This window comes from Chryseobacterium sp. CP-77 (assembly GCF_036362765.1).
Taxonomy (GTDB): domain Bacteria; phylum Bacteroidota; class Bacteroidia; order Flavobacteriales; family Weeksellaceae; genus Chryseobacterium; species Chryseobacterium cupriresistens.
Map to the genome: position 1 here is coordinate 3606780 of NZ_CP143637.1, position 17260 is coordinate 3624039.

At 37.1% G+C, this 17260-nt stretch carries 16 protein-coding genes; 6 read left to right on the top strand and 10 right to left on the bottom strand.

Going from position 1 to position 17260, the window contains the following annotated elements; genetic code table 11:
* The first annotated feature begins 209 nt into the window (after positions 1–209).
* From V0410_RS16110 to V0410_RS16120, 3 genes are all read left to right on the top strand, one after another.
* Positions 210–1181 (top strand): ion channel, encoded by a 972-nt coding sequence (locus tag V0410_RS16110; RefSeq protein ID WP_330744867.1) that lies wholly within the window; start codon positions 210–212, stop codon positions 1179–1181.
* Positions 1181–1669, top strand: coding sequence for a YkgJ family cysteine cluster protein (locus V0410_RS16115; RefSeq protein ID WP_330744868.1), 489 nt, complete (start codon positions 1181–1183; stop codon positions 1667–1669). Before V0410_RS16110 ends, V0410_RS16115 begins: the two co-directional genes overlap by 1 nt.
* A gap of 234 nt (positions 1670–1903) precedes the next feature.
* Positions 1904–2206 carry a hypothetical protein gene (locus tag V0410_RS16120; RefSeq protein WP_110009093.1) on the top strand — a complete coding sequence of 101 codons (303 nt, stop codon included), beginning with the start codon at positions 1904–1906 and terminating at the stop codon, positions 2204–2206.
* Between the two features lie 41 nt (positions 2207–2247).
* On the opposite strand, the gene V0410_RS16125 is transcribed toward V0410_RS16120, so the two are convergent.
* The 4 genes from V0410_RS16125 to V0410_RS16140 all read right to left on the bottom strand — a co-directional run bounded on the left by V0410_RS16125 (position 2248) and on the right by V0410_RS16140 (position 6208).
* A complete protein-coding gene (locus V0410_RS16125; RefSeq protein WP_330744869.1) occupies positions 2248–2616 on the bottom strand; it encodes an iron chaperone in 369 nt (122 codons plus the stop codon).
* Between the two features lie 132 nt (positions 2617–2748).
* Positions 2749–4107, bottom strand: a complete 1359-nt coding sequence (gene gdhA, locus V0410_RS16130; protein WP_062673086.1) for an NADP-specific glutamate dehydrogenase — start codon at positions 4105–4107, stop codon at positions 2749–2751.
* Positions 4108–4297: 190 nt separating this feature from the next.
* Positions 4298–5407 carry a DNA-processing protein DprA gene (dprA, locus tag V0410_RS16135; protein WP_330744870.1) on the bottom strand — a complete coding sequence of 370 codons (1110 nt, stop codon included), beginning with the start codon at positions 5405–5407 and terminating at the stop codon, positions 4298–4300.
* 33 nt (positions 5408–5440) lie between these two features.
* Positions 5441–6208, bottom strand: coding sequence for a rhomboid family intramembrane serine protease (locus V0410_RS16140; RefSeq protein ID WP_227941208.1), 768 nt, complete (start codon positions 6206–6208; stop codon positions 5441–5443).
* 249 nt (positions 6209–6457) lie between these two features.
* Here V0410_RS16140 and V0410_RS16145 point away from each other — a divergent pair, with 249 nt between their 5' ends.
* Positions 6458–7384, top strand: a complete 927-nt coding sequence (locus V0410_RS16145) for a DUF3078 domain-containing protein (protein ID WP_330744871.1) — start codon at positions 6458–6460, stop codon at positions 7382–7384.
* A gap of 227 nt (positions 7385–7611) precedes the next feature.
* A complete protein-coding gene (locus V0410_RS16150) occupies positions 7612–8535 on the top strand; it encodes a DUF3078 domain-containing protein (protein WP_202841914.1) in 924 nt (307 codons plus the stop codon).
* A gap of 72 nt (positions 8536–8607) precedes the next feature.
* Here the strand turns inward: V0410_RS16150 and sufD are convergent, their stop codons facing one another.
* The 4 genes from sufD to V0410_RS16170 all read right to left on the bottom strand — a co-directional run bounded on the left by sufD (position 8608) and on the right by V0410_RS16170 (position 12911).
* Positions 8608–9915, bottom strand: a complete 1308-nt coding sequence (gene sufD / locus V0410_RS16155; protein WP_137904484.1) for a Fe-S cluster assembly protein SufD — start codon at positions 9913–9915, stop codon at positions 8608–8610.
* Between the two features lie 157 nt (positions 9916–10072).
* A complete protein-coding gene (gene sufC / locus V0410_RS16160; protein ID WP_110009100.1) occupies positions 10073–10816 on the bottom strand; it encodes a Fe-S cluster assembly ATPase SufC in 744 nt (247 codons plus the stop codon).
* 235 nt (positions 10817–11051) lie between these two features.
* Positions 11052–12500 carry a Fe-S cluster assembly protein SufB gene (gene sufB / locus V0410_RS16165; protein ID WP_062673097.1) on the bottom strand — a complete coding sequence of 483 codons (1449 nt, stop codon included), beginning with the start codon at positions 12498–12500 and terminating at the stop codon, positions 11052–11054.
* A gap of 81 nt (positions 12501–12581) precedes the next feature.
* Positions 12582–12911 carry a HesB/IscA family protein gene (locus tag V0410_RS16170; RefSeq protein ID WP_062673099.1) on the bottom strand — a complete coding sequence of 110 codons (330 nt, stop codon included), beginning with the start codon at positions 12909–12911 and terminating at the stop codon, positions 12582–12584.
* A 296-nt stretch (positions 12912–13207) separates the two neighbouring features.
* On the opposite strand from V0410_RS16170, the gene V0410_RS16175 reads away from it, so the two are divergent.
* Positions 13208–14068 carry a GLPGLI family protein gene (locus V0410_RS16175; protein ID WP_330744872.1) on the top strand — a complete coding sequence of 287 codons (861 nt, stop codon included), beginning with the start codon at positions 13208–13210 and terminating at the stop codon, positions 14066–14068.
* A 58-nt stretch (positions 14069–14126) separates the two neighbouring features.
* Here the strand turns inward: V0410_RS16175 and ypfJ are convergent, their stop codons facing one another.
* Positions 14127–14990: a KPN_02809 family neutral zinc metallopeptidase gene (gene ypfJ / locus V0410_RS16180; RefSeq protein WP_330744873.1), complete on the bottom strand. Its 864-nt coding sequence runs from the start codon at positions 14988–14990 to the stop codon at positions 14127–14129.
* Between the two features lie 65 nt (positions 14991–15055).
* Positions 15056–17134, bottom strand: coding sequence for an LTA synthase family protein (locus V0410_RS16185; protein ID WP_330747712.1), 2079 nt, complete (start codon positions 17132–17134; stop codon positions 15056–15058).
* Positions 17135–17260 lie beyond the last annotated feature (126 nt).

The window sequence follows — 17260 nt, forward strand, 5'->3', positions numbered from 1 at the left end:
TTGTTATCTGCGTAAAGTTCAATTAAACCGCTGAGAAAGCCATCTGCCATCTGAATAGTAAAGTTTAAAAATGATTACTACAAAGCATTGATGTCTTAATGGATTCTATTCTTAACTTTGCTTTTTAAATGTTGAAAGAATGAGCTGATCATCAACTGGCTTATTGGTAGAGGAAAATCATCATATAATAAAGTCAAAATGATAATTAAATGACAGGAGGATTCAGAAAAAAGATCCGTCAGAAAAATGCGGAGAACAGCGGCTTCGGAACCAATGCATCCGGAAGGTTCATCAACAAAGACGGTCTCCCGAATGTTCAGAGAAGGGGAGTGAATGTTTTTAACAGGCTAAGCTGGTACCACACCATGCTGAATCTCTCTTCATTCCGTTTTATATCTTATCTGGTTATTGCTTATATTATCATTAATTTACTGTTTGCAATGATCTATTACCTGATTGGGGTAGAGCATCTTACCGGAATTGATAAGAGTGATCCGCTCAATGAATTTATCGATGTCTTTTTCTTCAGTTCCCAGACATTTACTACGGTTGGATATGGAAGAATAGCTCCTGTAGGCTTTTTGGCAAGTCTTGTTGCCACATTTGAAGCTTTTCTGGGATTGCTTACCTTTGCCATTGCAACAGGGCTTTTCTACGGAAGATTTTCAAGACCCCGGGCATATCTTAGATTTTCTGATATAGCAGTTATTGCTCCTTTTCAGGAATCTTCAGCATTAATGTTCAGGCTTGCTCCTTATAAGAATAATGCATTGACGGATGCAGATGTAATCGTATCGGTTGCTATTGAAGTTGTGGAAAACGGAGTTGCCAAAAGCAATTTTTACCGGCTTACAACACAGATGAGTAAGATCAATACACTGGCCCTCAACTGGACTGTAGTGCATAAGATTGATGAAAACTCGCCGTTTTATGGCTTTTCCGAAGAGGATTTTAAAAATACGGATCTTGAGCTTATTGTGCAGGTTCGTGCATTTGATGAAGTATTTTCAAACACTGTGGTTCAAAGATCTTCTTATACTACGGGAGAAATTGTATATGGGGCCAAATTTGTTCCGATGTATTATCCAAATAAGGAAAACCTTTCAACAGTACTGGATCTGGATAAAATCAATGAATATAAGAAAGAAGAGCTTCCGGAATCAGTGAGAAATAAAGAATAATGGATTTAGATTTTTATAAAAAACAGGCGATACAAAAGCAGAAAGAGCACAAGAAATTTCTGGACGGATTGAAGAAAAAACCGCCCAAAAATCTCGATTATATCGTGCAGGAGATCCATGATGAAGTTTTTGAGGAAATTGACTGCCTGCAGTGTGCCAATTGCTGCAAAACAACAGGCCCGCTTTATACTGAAAAAGATATTGAGCGAATTGCCAAACATCTCAGAATGAAGTCCGCAGACTTTGAAGCAAAGTTTTTAAGAGTGGATGAAGATAATGACAAAGTGCTGCAAAATCTTCCCTGCTTTTTTCTGAACAGCGATAATACATGCTCTATCTACGATGTAAGACCGAAAGCCTGTCGTGAATATCCTCATACAGACCGTAAGAAGATTTATCAGATCAATAACCTGATGCTGAAAAACACAGTAATCTGCCCGGCGGCATTTGAATTTGTAGAAAAAATGATGAAAAATGTGGCGAAGTAAGCCTAAGGCGGGGAGCTGGATGATGGAAGCAGGAAGCTTTCATCGTTGATCATAAAACTGTTATTTCTACTCTAAAAAACTTCAGCCTCCAGCATTACTCTTCCAGCAAAATCATCCGGACTCATTTTTGCAAATTCCTCTTAAATAATTATAAAGTACGTTAAATAAACTTTTTACGCATAATTTTCTAAATGATGCTTCGTTTAAGTTAAACAATCATTTAAATATTACATTATGAAAAAGTTATTTTTAACGGCAGCGTTTACATTAGTCGGAGTAATCGCAGTATCAGCACAGTCAACACCACAAAAGCCAGCCGATACTTCTACTAATAACCCTACGACAACTCAAACCCAACAAACGAATACGCAGACTACAAGTCCTGCGGATCCAAAGAATCAACAGGACAAATCACCTGCCACTACAATGGAAACTGCACCGGCAACTGATCCGTCAGTAAGTACAACACCTACTGATGCAACAAAGCCTGCAGATACTCCTAAAGAGGAAAAGAAAGACAAAAAGAAGAAAAAGTAAGCACTTTAGCAAACACTAGTCGGATCCTGAAATCTTGTATTTCAGGATTTTTTTTGTTCAATTTCTTGTGCTCTGAACAGGATGATCTTAATGATCAGATCGAGCGGAAGATTTTCATGAATTGGAAACTGCACGGCTCCTTTAGAGAATTTATATTTTCTCTTTTTAAAAGCTGTCTCAAAAGTACGGATGCCTTCAGCTCCCGGATAGAATCCGATATGCTTTTTATATCCGGCAAAATAAACCAAAGGTTTTCCTTTGTGCCGGAAGGCGGGCATCTGATACCCAATATATTCTTCAATATCCGGAACCTGTAGATGGATTACTTTTCTAAGTTCTTGAAGTTTCTTCTGTACTTCTACCGGAAACAGAAGAATATATTCATCAATATTGGTAAAGGTGTTTTGCATGATATAAAAATAAAAAAAAAGCACTGCATATAGCAGCGCTTTCTCCTTTCACTTTTTACTTTTTTCCCATTATCCCGGGAACAGGCTATATCAAAAAAGGTCGGGATTTTTTCCCAACCTTTGCTTTTTTTGTTACACAACTCCTTGAGCCAACATTGCTTCTGCTACTTTTACGAAGCCGGCAATATTTGCACCTTTTACGTAGTTTACATAACCGTCCTCGTCTTTTCCATAGTCTCTGCAAGCTTTGTGGATACCGATCATGATTTCCTTTAATCTTGCGTCAACTTCTTCAGAAGTCCAGTTCAGACGGATAGAGTTCTGAGTCATTTCTAATCCTGAAGTCGCAACACCTCCAGCATTGGAAGCCTTACCAGGAGAGAATAATACTTTATTGTCTAAGAAATAGTTGATCGCATCAAGTGTAGAAGGCATGTTAGCCGCTTCAGTTACACAGATACATCCGTTTTCAACTAATTTTCTTGCATCATCTAAATCTAATTCGTTTTGAGTTGCAGAAGGGAAGGCAACATCACACTTCACATCCCAAGGACGTTTTCCTGCGTGGAATTCAGCAGATGGATATTTTTTAGCATAGTCTTCAGCTCTGTTGTTTCCTGAAGATCTAAGTTCCAGTAAATAATCGATCTTTTCTCCGCTGATACCATCTTTATCGTAGATATATCCGTCAGGACCAGAGATTGTTACAACTTTAGCACCTAGTTCGGTTGCTTTTTTGATCACTCCCCACGCTACGTTTCCGAAACCTGATACTGTAACGATTTTATCTTTGAAATCCTGTCCGATCGTTTTAAGCATCTGCTCAGCGAAGTATACTACACCGTATCCTGTAGCTTCAGGACGGATTAATGAACCTCCATACGCAAGACCTTTTCCTGTAAGAACTCCGGTAAATTCGTTTCTGATTTTCTTGTATTGTCCGAATAAATATCCGATTTCTCTTGCTCCAACACCGATATCTCCTGCAGGTACGTCTGTTTCAGGACCGATGTGCTTGCATAATTCTGTCATGAAAGCCTGGCAGAAACGCATTACTTCCATATCAGATTTTCCTTGTGGGTCAAAATCTGAACCTCCTTTTCCACCTCCCATTGGAAGAGTTGTCAAAGAGTTTTTGAATACCTGCTCGAAAGCTAGGAATTTAAGAACGGATAAGTTTACAGTAGGGTGGAAACGGATTCCTCCTTTGTATGGTCCAATAGCAGAGTTCATTTGAATTCTGAAACCTCTGTTAACCTGAATTTCTCCTTTGTCATCAACCCATGGAACTCTGAAAATAATAATTCTTTCAGCTTCAGCCATTCTTTCAAGCAGCTTCATTCCGGTATATTCTTTTTTAGTAGCAATGAATGGAATTACGGTTACGGCAACTTCTTTTACAGCCTGTAAAAATTCCGGTTCGTTAGGATTTTTTGCTTCAATTTTTGCAATAAACTCTTGGATTTTCTGGTCAATATTATATTGTTCCATATATTAAGGTTGAATATTATTGTCAACAAATTTAATTTTTTTTTCAAGATTCACAACACTATATTTTAACATTGTTAAAAATTAAATAATAATGTTTCGTAATATTATTAAATTGATAATTTATGTTCAAATTTTATTAAAAATTAAATGTTATGTGTGAAATAATGCAGTATTAAGAAATCGTTAAATCTTAAATTGCGATGAATTGCCTCCCGGAAAATGATTTTACTTTCCCTAAAAGTTCCAATTCCAAAATTATTGGTAAGATTTTGTGGGTAGGAAGATCAATTTTCTGTGCCAGATCATCTAAAGAAATCTGAGGCTGGTCTTTAATAGATTGATATATTAAGTTTTGATTATCAGATAATTGGGTAATAGTCTCACTATAAGGAAATAACTCTTCTATTTTTTCTTTGGGTTCATTTAATCCAAGGAGTCCGATAAGGTCTTTCACGGTAGAAATAGCTGTCGCTTTATGATGGAAAATCAGCTGATTACAACCCTGGCTGGAGCTGTCCGTAATTTTTCCGGGCAGTGCAAAAACATCACGATTATAATCATTAGCAAAGGCTGCGGTGCTTACAGAGCCTCCTCCAAAACCGGTTTCCACTACAATCGTTGCCGGAGATATTCCTGCCACAATTCTGTTTCTCTGGATGAAGTTTTCCCGATCGGGTTTTCTGGATGAACTAAACTCTGTGATTAATGCACCACCTTCCAGTAAAATTTTTTCAGATAGTTTTCTGTTTTTGGCAGGATATAAATATTTAAAACCATGGGCAAGAACAGCTACCGTAGGTTTTTGATGACGAATAGACTGTTCGTGAACCTCTTTGTCGATTCCCAAAGCGAGGCCGCTCACCGTTAAATATTTTGACGATTGTGTCGCTTCGAAAAAATCGTCAAGGAATTGTTTCCCATACGCTGTCATATTCCGGGTTCCTACAATACTTACCTTAGGTTGTATATTTTCAATATTCCCTTTTTGATAAAGGATAGCCGGTGCGTCATTACATTCGTTAAGCAGGGAGGGCGTTTCTTTAAGGTGTTTCAGCCTGATTTGAATATTATTTTTTTCGCAAAAATTTAATTCATCTTCTGCGAATTCCAAATGAGATGTATTTCCAATATCTGAAACTGTTTTCTGTCCTATTCCATCAAGTTGTTTATACTCTTTTTTTGCTCTTTTCCAGGCGTCCTGAGCGCTTCCGAAAGTATGGACAAGCTTATGAAAATGGATATCACCAATCTGGCTGCACTCGCGGAGGGCGATGGCATAGAAGTATTCTTCGGAATTCATGTGTGTTTTTTTTCAAATGTAATGAAATAAGTTTTATCTTTTTCTTAATTCATCCAAATGATCCCAGATGTCATCTTTTTTCTTGTAGGGAAGCTCCATAAAATCTTCAGGATGGTTTTCCCTGTATTCCTGCCATAATTTATCATCCTTTTCGCTGTAATAATTCGGAAACTCCCAGATAAATTTTTTCTTCTTCTCTCCCACATTTTTAAAAGCAAATGCAATGATACTGCCTACCACAGCTCCGGAAAGGTGGGCCTGCCATGAAATTTTACTCGGTTCCTGCATGTTGTAGAACAGTTCCTCCGGAAGCATTCCCCATACCAGACTGCCATAATAAAGCACAACAAGCATTGAAATCGTAAGAAGTTTTGTATTCCATTTAAAAACACCGCTGAAAAAAAGGAAAAAGGCAAGCACATATACCACACCACTGGCCCCGATGGTGCAGGTGTACATATATTCACCGGTAAGAATATCAATAGGAGGAAGAAGCCACACCAATAGTCCTGTTGCCAGCCAGCCGATGATAAAGACTTTGTTGGCCACTACCGGATAAAACTGATACAGCAAAAACATAAGTGCTGCTATCGGAATAGAGTTTCCTATAATATGATCGATATTTCCATGTAAAAGGGGAGAGGTAATAATGCCAAGCAATCCCTCGGGTAAGAGGGGTATAATGGCTCCAAAACAGCTTTGAAAGAAGCCCTGCATTTGTAAAAAGTACCCGAACCACATTGCTGAAAGCATCAGCAATGGATAGATAACCGCTCTTTTGGAAATTACATTTTTGAACATGTGGATTTTACGTCAAATCAAAAGCCAATGATAAATTTCGGAAAATTTGTCGATGAATAAGTTTCTACCGGCCTGATTTTAAGACAAAAGGTATTAAATTTAACTTTTGAACTCATTATTTGGCATTGATTTTATAGAAATATCTTGTTATGAGATCATTAAACTTTATAGAAATGGGTTCTTTTAAAGCTGAATTTAGCTTTAAAAAAAATTATATTAATATTTTTGCATTGAAAATTATTTAGAGTAATGAAGAAGTTTTTATTGATTCTTTCCTGTTTTATAGGAATATATGCAAGTGCACAAGAAGAATTGAAAAAAGATTCCGCAGTGGTAGACACCATAAAATACTGGTCGGTTTTAGGAAAAAACACATTAATGATTAATCAGGCTGCCTTTTCAAACTGGGTAGGAGGTGGGGCCAATAACGTGGGATGGCTTGCCGGAATGAATTATAATCTGACGTATGAAAAAGATAAAGACCTTTGGGAAAATATCATTATTCTTGGATATGGGCAGAATGATACAAAAGGGCAGGGAATCAGAAAAACACAAGACGTTATCAATGTTTCTACCAATTATGGGCGAAAATTCTCGAAAAGCTGGTATTTCTCTATGGGCGCAGGATTTCAATCACAGTTTGCTGCAGGATATGAAGACGGAAATAATCCTGATGCAAAAAAGATATCCAATTTTATGGCGCCAGGCTACCTGAACGTCGGGATGGGGATCACATACAGACCCAATGATGATCTCACGGTAACATTACGTCCTACCAACGCCAGATGGACATTTGTACTGGATAAAGACCTTCAGACAGCAGGGAGCTATGGTTTAAAAAATGATGGAGATACTTCTTTATTACAATTCGGTTTTCTGGGTACAGCAATGTATAAATTGAAAATTATGGAAGATATTTATTTAACCAATACGGCTTCTGTCTTCTCGAATTACCTTGATCACCCGGACAGATTAGTTCTTGCCTATGGAGCTTTGCTGAACCTGAAAGTAAATAAATACATATCCTCCAATGTGACCGTAGATTTGCTATACGATCATAATCAGATAGAGAAAACACAGCTAAAACAAACTCTTGGAATCGGGTTTGCCTATACGCTGGCAAATGGTGTAAAACGTTCTGATCGCAAAGACAGCCAGTGGTGGATCAAAAAATAGTTTGAATACTTATATTTTAATTAAAACACTTCAGAAATGAGGTGTTTTTTTTGTTTTTTTAATGTTTTAATTTTAAGTTGACTTAAGTTTGTGGGTCACGATTTTGTTTTTCAAGTGGTTTGTTTTCAATTGATTAAAGTGTATTTTTAAATTATGTTAAATTCATTTTAAAGTGAATTTTATGTCGGCATAAATTATTATTTATACATTTGTAATAAATCAACATTATGAAAAAACTTTTATTGATCAGTTCTATCTCTTTTGGGGCTGCAGCACTCGCTCAGGAGGCTAAGACAGAAGCTCCGGTATCAGACACAGCTAAAGCATGGTCTATTCAGGGACAAAATACATTAATGCTTAATCAGGCTGCCTTTTCAAACTGGGTAGGTGGAGGAGCCAACAACGTAGGTTGGCTTGCTGGCGTTAATTACAACCTGACCTATGAAAAAGGGAAAGATCTTTGGGAAAATATTATTATTCTGGGGTACGGACAAAATAACACACAGGGAACAGGAGTTAGAAAAACGCAGGATGTGATTAATCTTTCTACAAACTATGGTAGAGAATTTGCCAAACATTGGTATTTATCTGCAGGGGCGGGGCTTCAGACTCAGTTTGCTCCGGGTTATGAAGATGGAAATAATCCTGATGCAAAAAAGATTTCCAATTTTATGGCTCCCGGATATCTGAGTGTAGGAGCAGGGGTTACATACCGTCCCAATGATAATCTTACAGTTACTTTACGACCTGCGAATGCCAGATGGACTTTTGTTTTAGACGAAGATCTTCAGAAAGCAGGAACTTACGGCCTTAAAAACGATGGAGATTCTTCTCTTTTCCAATTCGGTTTCCTGGGAACGGCAATGTACAAACTGAAGATTATGGAGAATATAACCCTACTGAATACGGCTTCTGTATTCTCAAACTATCTTGATCATCCGGACAGGCTTGTCCTTGGATATAGCGGAGTTTTGAGCATGAAAATCAATAAATATATTTCTACCAACGTTACCCTTGACCTTTTGTATGACCATAATCAGATATGGAAGACCCAGCTGAAGCAGACATTGGGCGTAGGGTTGGCTTATAATTTTGATAACGGTAAGAAACGTTCAGAAAATAAAGATAACCAAAGCTGGTTGAAAAAATAAGAGACACACAATCCGTAAATACAATAAAAAAGCACTTCATTTGAAGTGCTTTTTTATCAATATATATAAGTTTTAAAATTCTATATCAACTTCTAATTTCTCAGCCAGGAGCTTTGAAATTTTCTCTTTTAGAGGTTCTATATCAATGTTTTGCATTGCATCATTAGCGAAAGCATATAAAAGTAATGCCTGAGCTTCTTTTTTCGAAATTCCTCTGGCTCTCAGATAGAATAAAGCATCTTCATTCAATTGTCCTACTGTACATCCGTGAGAACATTTTACATCGTCTGCAAAAATTTCTAACTGAGGTTTTGTATCAATACTTGCCCCTTCGCTTAGCAATACATTGTTGTTTTGCTGATAAGCATTTGTCTTCTGAGCAATTTTGTCCACAAAAACTTTTCCGTTGAACACTCCGTGGGCGTTACCATCAAAAATTCCTTTGTAGTTCTGATAACTTTCACAGTTCGGGAAGTTATGGTGAACCGCTGTATGGTGATCTACCAGCTGATCTTTTCCAATGATGGTGATTCCGTTCATAAATGAATTGATATTGGATCCGTTATGAATAAAATCAAGGTTGTTTCTTACCAGTTTACCTCCGAAAGAGAATGTGTTTACCGTAGTTAAGCTGTCCTTCTCCTGTTTTGCGAAAGTATTATCGATAAGATAGGTTGTGTTGTTATCGTTCTGAAGTTTGTGCCAGTCAGCTTTCGCATTCGGGTATGTAAAGATCTCTGTAACAGAGTTGGTCAATACATAAGTGCTGTCAAAATTATGGTGGCTTTCAATCACTTCTACTTTTGCTCCTTCTTCTACGATCAAAAGGTTTCTGGTATTGTAGAATGTGTTTTCTTCCTGATTCTGAGAAATATAAAAAACGTGGATTGGCTTTTCAATCACTACATTTTTAGGAACTTTAAGGAAGAAGCCATATTTGCAGTAAGCAAGGTTCAGGTTGGTAAAAGCCTGTTCTTTAGAAGCAATGGTATTGAAATATTTTTCAAAAACCTCCTTATGTTTCTCATCATTCAATGCATAATTGAATGAAAGGAACTCCACATTTTCAATAGAAACTTTAGAAAGTTCTTTGTGAAGTTTACCGTTTACAAAAACTATCCAATCAAAATTCTCTTCACCAAGATGCAGTTCATCAAACTGCTCTTTAGTGATATTGTGGTGCTCTTTCGGGAAGAAGTTGTAGCTTTTTTCCGTGATCTCCTTTAGATTGGTATATTTATATTCTTCGTCTTTTTTAGTAGGAAAACCAAGGTTTGCAAATTTCTGAAGCGCTGTTTTTCTTTCCTCATCCAGAAATCTGTGACGAAGACTCTCCAAAAATTCACTATGGTTCTCTATAATTTGTTCTTTTAATGCCATTACTGGTATATCTGTGGTTTGCACCATTTTTTCTTTTTTTTGAACTAAAATATTGTTATTCCGAGGAATAGGAATCCAATTTTTACTTTAGAGATTCATATTTGCTGCACTTCATGAATGTTGCAATAAATTCAAATCTCAAATAGTAAATTTCAAATTAATTTAAAAGCCAGTCGTAACCTTTTTCTTCAAGCTCCAATGCTAAAGATTTATCACCGGTTTTGATGATTTTCCCATCTGCTAACACATGAACGAAGTCAGGCTGAATATAATTAAGCAATCTTTGATAGTGGGTAATCAGAAGAACTGCATTTCCTTCATTTTTAAAGTAGTTTACTCCATCTGCAACGATTCTTAAAGCATCGATGTCAAGTCCTGAATCGGTTTCATCAAGAATAGCCAATTTCGGATTAAGCATCATCATCTGGAAGATCTCGTTTCTTTTCTTTTCACCTCCGGAGAATCCCTCGTTCAATGATCTTGAAAGAAAATCTTTTTTGATCCCCAGTTTTTCAGATTTCTCACGGATTAGTGCAAGCATTTCTTTTGCCGGCATCTCTTCCAGTCCGTTTGCTTTTCTTGTTTCGTTTAAAGCGGCTTTGATAAAGTTCGTTACAGAAACTCCCGGAATTTCTACAGGATACTGGAAAGAAAGGAAAATTCCTTTGTGAGCTCTATCTTCAGGAGCATCTTCACTGATGTCCTGTCCGTCAAAAAGGATCTCTCCACCAGTCACTTCGTAATCTTCTTTTCCTGCGATTACAGAAGAAAGGGTAGACTTACCAGCTCCGTTTGGTCCCATAATAGCGTGAACTTCGCCCGGCTTAATTTCAAGATTAATACCTTTTAATATTTCTGCGCCATCTTCAATTTTGGCGTGAAGGTCTTTAATTTGTAACATTCTTGCTAACTTTTGCTTTATAATTGTGTGAGCTTCTCATTGTATATTCACATTTGTCTTTAACTGAAGTATTTCATCAGCGGACAGATAGAAGCTTTTTATATTTTATTTTACTGATAATCTCCTGTGAAGATTATAATTTATTTCCCGTTGATAACGGTTGATCATCTGATAAAAACTCTGAAAACCTTGCCTTTAAATCAGTTGGTTTTTATCTGAAAATCCTTTTAAAAGTTTATCCTACCGAACCTTCTAGTGAAATTTCAAGTAGTTTCTGTGCTTCAATAGCAAATTCCATTGGAAGCTTATTTAAAACTTCTTTACTGAAACCATTTACAATCAGAGCAATAGCTCTTTCTGTGTCAATACCTCTCTGGTTACAGTAGAAAATCTGGTCTTCCCCGATTTTTGAAGTCGTAGCCTCGTGCTCTAACTGTGCCGTAGGATCTTTAATTTCAATATAAGGGAACGTATGAGCTCCACATTCATTACCCATCAATAAAGAGTCACACTGTGAGAAGTTTCTTGCTCCTTTTGCAGAAGGCATTACTTTCACCTGTCCTCTGTATGAGTTTTGTGATTTCCCGGCAGAAATACCTTTAGAAATGATCGTAGATTTGGTGTTTTTACCAATGTGGATCATTTTTGTACCTGTATCTGCATATTGGTGATTGTTGGTTACCGCAATAGAGTAGAACTCTCCGATAGAATTGTCTCCTTTTAAGATACAAGAAGGATATTTCCATGTTACAGCTGAACCTGTTTCAACCTGTGTCCAAGAGATTTTTGCATTTCTTTCGCAAAGTCCTCTCTTCGTTACAAAGTTGAATACACCTCCTTTACCTTCTTCATTACCAGGATACCAGTTCTGTACGGTTGAATATTTAATTTCAGCATTGTCTAAAGCGATAAGCTCTACAACTGCTGCGTGAAGCTGGTTTTCATCTCTTGACGGTGCTGTACATCCTTCAAGATAAGAAACATAACTTCCTTCATCAGCTACAAGAAGCGTTCTTTCAAACTGTCCTGTTCCTGCCTGATTGATACGGAAATAAGTAGAAAGCTCCATCGGGCATTTTACTCCTTTAGGAATATAACAGAAACTTCCGTCAGAAAATACTGCGGAATTCAATGCTGCATAGAAGTTATCTCCTCTCGGAACTACTTTTCCAAGATATTTTCTTACCAGATCAGGGTGGTTTTTAATAGCCTCAGAGATCGAGCAGAAAATAATTCCTTTTTCTGCCAGTGTATCCTGGAAAGTGGTTTTCACAGAAACTGAGTCCATTACGATATCTACAGCAACTCCTGAAAGTCTTTTTTGCTCTTCGATATTAATCCCTAGCTTTTCGAATGTTTTCAATAGTTCAGGATCTACTTCGTCAAGGCTTGCCAGTTCAGGCTTTACTTTTGGAGCAGCATAGTAACGGATTGCCTGAAAATCTGGTTTTTCATATTTGATATTAGCCCACTCAGGCTCTACCATTTTCTGCCAGATTTTGAAAGATTCCAATCGCCATTCAGTCATCCATTCCGGCTCTTCTTTTTTAGCAGAGATCGCACGGATGATATCCTCGTTTAAACCAGTCGGGAAGTCTTCATAATCAATCTTCGTCTCCCAACCGAATTCATATTTTTTATTTTCTAGATCGACTCTTAAATCGTCTTCTGTATATTTACTCATTGTTTTTTTTTAGGTTTCAGATTAGATTTCAGAAGTCAGAATAGCTCTGAGGTCTGAAATCTAGGATCTAATGTCTTTTCTCTAAAGACTAAATGATTCCCCGCATCCACATGTTCTGGATGCATTCGGGTTGTTAAAAACAAACCCTTTTCCGTTCAATCCTCCTGAATACTCAAGAGTTGTTCCTGCTAAATAAAGGATGGATTTTTTATCTATAATAATTTTAATGTTATTATCTTCAAAAATCTGATCTGTGTCTGTTTTTTCGTTGTCAAACTTTAAAACATACTCTAAACCAGAGCATCCGCCGCTTTTTACCCCTACTCTTATATAATCTTCAGCAGGGTTAAAACCATCTTCCGTCATTAACTGGATGGCTTTCTCCTTTGCATGGTCTGATACTTTTATCATTGTATTTATTTAGAATGATTTAATGATGCAAAAATACAAACTAATTTCCGCAATCTCAAATCGAAGATGTCTATTTTAATGATTATGATATTAATAGCATTTTATCAAAGGATAAATGATGTTAAAAAAAGATAAACTGATCCGTTTTCTGTTAAGGTTTTATTCATAATTTTAACCTTGAATCGTATTTTAAATCTATAAGGAAGACATATAATCAAGCAATAAGGGAGAAAATTTGTCAAAAACAAGGTACAATAAATCTTTCTTTTAATAATATTCAATAAATAAAAATATAAATGAAAAAAATAGGTATTATCGCATTGGCGCTCTTCATACAGAATGTTTCTGCACAAACCAACAGATTCGTATATCAGGTGACGATGAAGCCTGATGCTGAAAATAAAACAGATATCAAGACTGAAAATGCTTATCTGGATATTTCTCCGGAAAAATCAGTGTTTTATTCTGAAAACAGAATCAAAAGAGATTCTATTATGCAAAAAGCATTTCAGAGCGGAGGCGGAAGAGTAAGCATCAACAGAGACCAGATGGAAGGATTGAGAACGAATATCAGCTATTCCATTGAAAAAGATAAAACCAATCAAAAGACCTATTTCAAAGACAGAATTGGGCGTGATATCTATTCGTACGAAGAAGACAGACCTCTGAACTGGAAAATAGAGCCAGAAACGAGAAAAATAGGCGAATATAAAGTTCAGAAAGCTGAAACCGATTTTGGAGGAAGAAAATGGACAGCGTGGTTTACCACAGATCTTCCTTATCAGGACGGACCTTATAAATTCGGAGGACTTCCGGGACTGATTGTAAAAGTGGAAGATGATAAAGGAGATTATTCTTTTGATCTCATGAAAAACTATAAAATTACTGAGTTTCCAACGTTGAATCAGTTTGGAAATACTTTGAAAGTAAAAAGAACAGATTATATCAAGCAGCAGCAAAAATTTAAAGCTGATCCAATGTCGTTTATGAGCCAAAGTGGCGGCGGACAAGGTGGATTTTCTAATACAATAAGAATAGGCGGAGGTGGAAGAGGCCCCGGCGGTGGAAACCAAAATCCTGCTGATATGAGAAAAAGAATGGAAGAAAGGGTGAAAGAAGAGGCTAAGAAAAATTCTAATCCTATCGAATTGCAATAAATAAAAAAGCGGTCTTAAGTCAAGACCGCTTTTTGTATCATTATAATTTTGATAAAAACTATTTCAACAGCTGGTTGAAAGTATCACCCTGTCTGATGTCTCCGGTGTTGTATCCTTTCATAAACCATTCTTTACGCTGAGCAGAAGATCCATGGGTAAAACTTTCCTGATTCACATATCCCTGTGCTCTTTTCTGAATATTATCATCGCCAACCGCTTCGGCAGCATCTATGGCAGACTCAATATCTCCGGGTTCCAGAATATGTTTGCTGTCATTGGTTCTTTTTGCCCATACTCCGGCATAGAAATCAGCCTGTAATTCTGTAGCAACGGATACTCTGTTCATCTGTTCTTCGGAATATCTTCCGCTTCTTCTTAGCGCATCCACTTTCTGCGTAGTTCCTAAAAGAGTCTGAACATGGTGTCCTACTTCATGCGCAAGAACATAAGCTACCGTAAATTCTGTTACTTTAGCTCCGAATTTTTGCTGAAGTTCACCAAAAAAACTCATATCCATATAGACTTTCTGATCGGCCGGGCAATAGAATGGTCCCATGGCAGATTGAGCCGTACCACATGCTGAAGATGTTGTATTTTCGAAAAGAACAATTCCCGGATCTGTATAGGTCATGCCGTTTTCTGTGAAAATCTGGTTCCAGGTCTGGCTATTCCATGCGTCCATCATTTTGACCATTTCTCCGATTTGTTTTTCACCGGCAGTAAGCTCTCTCTGTTCTCCGGAATTTCCTGAAGGCTGCATGCCTCCGGAATTCAAGATACCGGATGGATCACCACCCAAAAAGAATACGATGGCTGCTATAATTAAAGTTCCGAGTCCGCCCCCTACAATCATACCGCCACTTCCACCTCCTGAACCACGGCGGTCATCAACGTTTCCGCCTCTGTCGTCTGTCCATTTCATACTAATAAATTTATGGGTTAATTTAAATATTTTACGCCAGATTATCAGCGAAAATATTTAGATATTTATCTGTTGAGTTGTTTTGTTTTTAGCCAGTAAGAGGTAGACTGATAAGCTGATACAGCATCATCCACCAGTTTCTGATCTGGACTTTTTAATAATTTCTCGTTGTAATACAGTTTAAATTCCGGTTTCAAATTGCTTTTTTCCAGTTCCAAAGAATATTGTTTTACCTTTTTTACCGGCGAAATAATGGTCAAACGTTCACCTTTGATAAATCCAAGATCCTGATAGGTTGCCACATACGCTTTAGGCTGGAATTCCGGTTTGAACACATCCTGACCCAGGAATTTAGACTGATAGCTGAAGTTTAATAATCCCAAAACGGTTGGCATTATATCGATCTGCGACACCAGCGCATCAAATTTCTGTGGCTGAATAAATCCTTCAGAAAATAGCATAGCAGGAATTCTGTATTTATCCATCGGAAGTTCCGTTTTTCCCGCACTGGATGCACAGTGGTCTGCGATGATCACAAAAACTGTATTTTTATACCAATCCTGTTTCTTAGCCATATCAAAGAACAGCTTAAGAGAGTAATCCGTATATTTTACACCGCCTTCACGGGATTTTGCCGTTCCCGGAATATCAATTCTTCCGTCAGGATAAGTAAAAGGTCTGTGGTTGGAAACCGTCATCCAGTGATTGAAAAACGGTTTTCCTGACTTGGCTTCAGCATTCATTACCTGAATAGCTTTTCTGGCCATATCTTCATCAGCAACGCCCCAAACATTGGCAAAAGTAATTTCTTCAGGTTTAAAGTTATTTCTGTCTACGATACCATAGCCGTTTCCTCCGAAGAAGTCCTGCATATTATCAAAATAGCTGTATCCGCCATATAAAAATTTAACATCATATCCTTTGGATTTAAAAACACTTCCGGTTGTGAATTTATTTTTATTATCATCTCTCTTGATGACACTTTCCCCTGCAGTTGGAGGAATACACAATGTTAAAGCTTCCAGTCCGCGTACCGTTCTGTTTCCGGTTGCATACAGATTGGTAAACATGAGTGATTTATCAGCAAGACTGTCCAGGAAAGGAGTAATTTTTTGGGTATTGCCATAATGTTCCATGAAATCTGCAGAAAGACTTTCAATGGAGATCAATACTACGTTTTTCTTCACTTCAGGCTGCTCCGCAACGACAGCTCTTGATAACGTATGCTGTGGGTACTGGCTTAAAAAATTCTTTTCGGCCTGCTGTTGGTTAATCTGTGAATAAAACTGGAAATAATCCAGTTCATTATGGGTAAACGCCCAGTAGAACTTAGGAATTCCGTTGGCTTCAATTTCGTCTGCGAAAACATTGTCTGATCTGATTTGCATCAAAGAAGGTATGGCCAGTGCACTCAACGCGCAAAGTACCATAAAACTGCCCAGAAGTACCATTTTTTGTTTAAAGTCCGGAAGTTCCAGCAGTTCATCTTTTGTTTTCTTATAAATAAACCATGTGATGGCCAGGGTAACGATCATGATGGCTGAAAACAATGGAATTACAGGGTAACTTTCCATGATATTCCCAATCACCTCATTGGTATAGATAAGATAATCTACTGCAATAAAATTATAACGAACTCCAAATTCATTATAGAAGAAATATTCACTTACCCCGTTGAAAATGATCAGAAGAACATATAACAGTAATGTGATGAAATATAATATATTACGGATCTTAATTCTCTGTGCGGGAAGGAACAGCATCAATCCGAAGAAAAGAGTCTTAATTCCTACGAAAACAAGAGCAATCTCCATAATAGAGCCTCCGTACTGCTTGAAAATATTATTGGGAACAAGCCAGATATAGAGGAAGAACAGAACTAATGCTCCCAAAATACTATAACCGTAAGGCTTTTTATATTTTGAATTGGAAAGAAAGAGGAAGTAAAGGGCGAGAATGGAGCTGGCCAATATGAACACAAAAATGTCATTCACCAGACCGATCAACAAAACTTTTACGACTTCAAAAAATCCGAAACTAGCGGTAGTAATGGGATGGAAAAAGAATACTGTCCTTATTATCAACGAAATAATAAGATAGAAAATTCCTAAATACAGGAAAGGTTTTATTTTCTTTAAAAACATGTATTGTCTGTCTTTATTAATTTTCACAAAGATAGTTTTTGTGGGGAACTTTTGACGGAAAAAAAGAAAAACATCCTTTTTATTAATAAGATTTATGAATTATTTATATACTAATAAAAAAAGGAC